At 40.0% G+C, this 2,734-nt stretch carries 3 protein-coding genes; 2 read left to right on the top strand and 1 reads right to left on the bottom strand.

Annotated features, from left to right (window positions below; genetic code table 11):
• Nucleotides 1-341, bottom strand: a 341-nt coding sequence (locus tag L654_RS01000000125810) for an FAD-dependent oxidoreductase (protein WP_033027761.1), incomplete at its 3' end; no start/stop codon positions are given.
• Between the two features lie 394 nt (nt 342-735).
• Between L654_RS01000000125810 and L654_RS1000000128205 the strand changes: the two genes are divergently transcribed.
• Both L654_RS1000000128205 and L654_RS1000000128200 read left to right on the top strand, forming a co-directional pair.
• Nucleotides 736-1,776, top strand: a complete 1,041-nt coding sequence (locus L654_RS1000000128205) for a pyridoxamine 5'-phosphate oxidase family protein (RefSeq protein WP_225305734.1) — start codon at nt 736-738, stop codon at nt 1,774-1,776.
• Nucleotides 1,706-2,734, top strand: a 1,029-nt coding sequence (locus L654_RS1000000128200; protein ID WP_263640628.1) for an FAD-binding oxidoreductase, incomplete at its 3' end; no start/stop codon positions are given. The genes L654_RS1000000128205 and L654_RS1000000128200, both read left to right, overlap by 71 nt.

Raw genomic sequence — 2,734 nt, 5'->3', positions numbered from 1 at the left:
ACAAACGGAAACGAACCTGTAGCGAGTACCAGCTTGTCGTACGGGTATTGCTCACCGGTTAATGTGGTCACTATTTTTGCTGATCTATCAATGCCTTCAACCCACTGGCTGGTATGCACATTAATATTAAGCTGTTTATAGTTGTCGTGAGTGGTAAGTGCTAAATCGGCGGCGGTTTTGCCATCAAATACACTTGATAAGTACACGCGATCGTATGCAAGATTTGCTTCTCCGCAAAGTACAGTAATGTCTGCGTTGGCATCGCTTTGGCGCATTTGCTCAACAAAGTGGTGTCCGACCATACCATTACCAATAATGAGTATTTTTTGCGAGGTTTGCATAGGGCATTCCTTAAAGTGACGGTTTAAATGCAATTAACAAAAAAGCCCGCCACAAATACGCAATATGCATAACTGTGTGCGGGCTTCTTTGCCGATGGTTGCTAATAGCTATTGTGCTCACAACCTAAATTTTTGCCGTAAGTAAAACGGGCTTGTTAATAGAATGTTTGCAAAAATACAGCCAATTTTTTAAGTTATTGTTTAAATAGTATTTAATGTATTTTTAGAGTGAGAATAAAACCTATTTTGTTATATGTTGGTGCGCGCATGGCACTAAGAGGGTGCAAGTATTGTCATTGTTTTGTGCATTATCAGTCAATAAAACACCCATTATCATTCATTGTGTATTGAGTTAAATTTACCCCATGAAATACGCACACGAATTACGAGCAAAATGACTAACACAAACTCAATAGATGCTTCACCTTTTCACGAAGGCGAGCTGGCAATACAAGACAAACTCGGTAAACGAGAAATAATGGCAACATTTGGCAAACGTGCCGTGCGCTCATTTATGCCAAAGCAGCATCAAGCCTTTTTTGAGCAGTTACCATTTGTGGTTGCAGGCAGTGTTGATGAAAACGCCGATGTGTGGGTATCTATTGTTTCAGGGCCGCCAGGCTTTTTAAGCTCACCCACACCCACGTCGTTATTAATGAGGCACGCGGTTGATAAAAACGACCCTCTACATAACACATTAAAGATTGCCGGCTCGCCAATTGGTTTGTTAGGCATTGAGCTAAGCACGCGTAGGCGTAACCGTTTAAATGTGCGCGTAGGTGAGGTAATTAGTGATAATCAGGTGAGTTTTAGTGTTGATCAATCCTTTGGAAATTGCCCGCAGTATATTCAAACGCGAGACTTAACGTTTAATAGAGATCCTCTACTTAAAAGTAATGCGGTACAAAAAGTTGAATTTAATACACTTGATAACGCAGCCAGTACGTTAATTGACACCACCGATACGTTTTTTGTTTCAAGCTTTATAACCGCTAAAAACAATCCAAAAATTGAAGGTGTTGATGTTTCTCACCGTGGTGGGTTGCCGGGCTTTGTAAAGCGAGAAGGCAACACATTAACGATTCCTGATTACGCAGGTAACAATTTTTTTAATACCTTGGGTAACTTTTTATTAAACCCAAAAGCAGGTTTGTTATTTCCTGATTTTGACACTGGCAATGTATTAATGCTTACCGGTAGCGTTGAAATTTTATGGGACGGGCACCCAGAGCTTGAAGGCTTTATTGGCGCAGACCGAGGTTGGAAATTTACCCTCACTAAAGGGATGTTGCTTAAAAACTTACTCCCGTTTAGTGCTAAATTTGATGCTTATTCCCCTAACACTAAAATGACGGGCACGTGGCTTGAGGCTGACAAAAATAAANAAACAAGCCGAAAAGCTCAAACATACTTGGCAGCCTTTAAAAGTAACTAAAATAATAAAAGAAAGTAATATAATTACCTCCTTTTATTTAGAAGGGCATAACAATACAACCTTGTTACCGTTTAAAGCAGGGCAGCATTTAACTGTGCAAATACCAAGTAAAAGTCGTGGTAATAGCAATAACAGTAATAGCAAACCTGTTATTAGAACCTACACGGTTTCATCGAGTCCTCATGAACTATTTTATCGGTTATCGATTAAAAAAGAGCTCGGTGGCGAGGTGTCTAACTACTTTCATAATAACGTAAAAGTAGGCGACGTTATTTTAGCTAAATACCCACAAGGGCAGTTTTTTATTGACCCAACTAGCGCCAAACCAGCGGTGCTAATTGGTGGCGGAATAGGTATTACACCTATGATCTCAATGGCTAAACACATTGCCAATGAAGGGCTAAGAACCCGCTATACACGCCCTTTGCATATTTTTCACAGTGCTAAAAATAAACAGCAGCGTGCGTTTTATAACGAGCTAAAAACACTTGCAGATACGAGTGGCGGCGCAATTGATTACTACTCACTTTTATCTCAACCTGAGCTTGATGAAAAGCAAGACAATGGCTTTAACGTAAAAGATAAGAGCTTTGATTTAAAAGGGCGCATAAATGCGGATGTGTTTAGGTATTATTTACCACTTGATGATTACGAGTTCTTTTTATGCGGACCTAAAGCGTTTATGCAACACGTATATAACGAGCTGTTATTACTCGGTGTGCAGGACAAAAACATATTTGCTGAAGCATTTGGGCCCTCCATTATTAAGCGAAAAGTGCTTAACACAAGCGAAGCGCCTAATAAAAGCAAAGAAATGAGCGTAGAAGAAGCAGACAACACCGTAATTAAATTTAGTAAATCGGGCTTTGAACAACGCTGGAACAAAGGCGACAACACTATACTTAATGTAGCCGAATCCCATGGTTTAGAACCTGAATTTGGCTGTCGAAACGGTAGC

It is taken from the genome of Pseudoalteromonas sp. TAB23, from assembly GCF_000498075.1.
GTDB lineage: Bacteria > Pseudomonadota > Gammaproteobacteria > Enterobacterales > Alteromonadaceae > Pseudoalteromonas > Pseudoalteromonas arctica.
The sequence above is the reverse complement of the archived record's forward strand: the minus strand, read 5'-3'. Positions and strand labels throughout refer to the sequence as shown.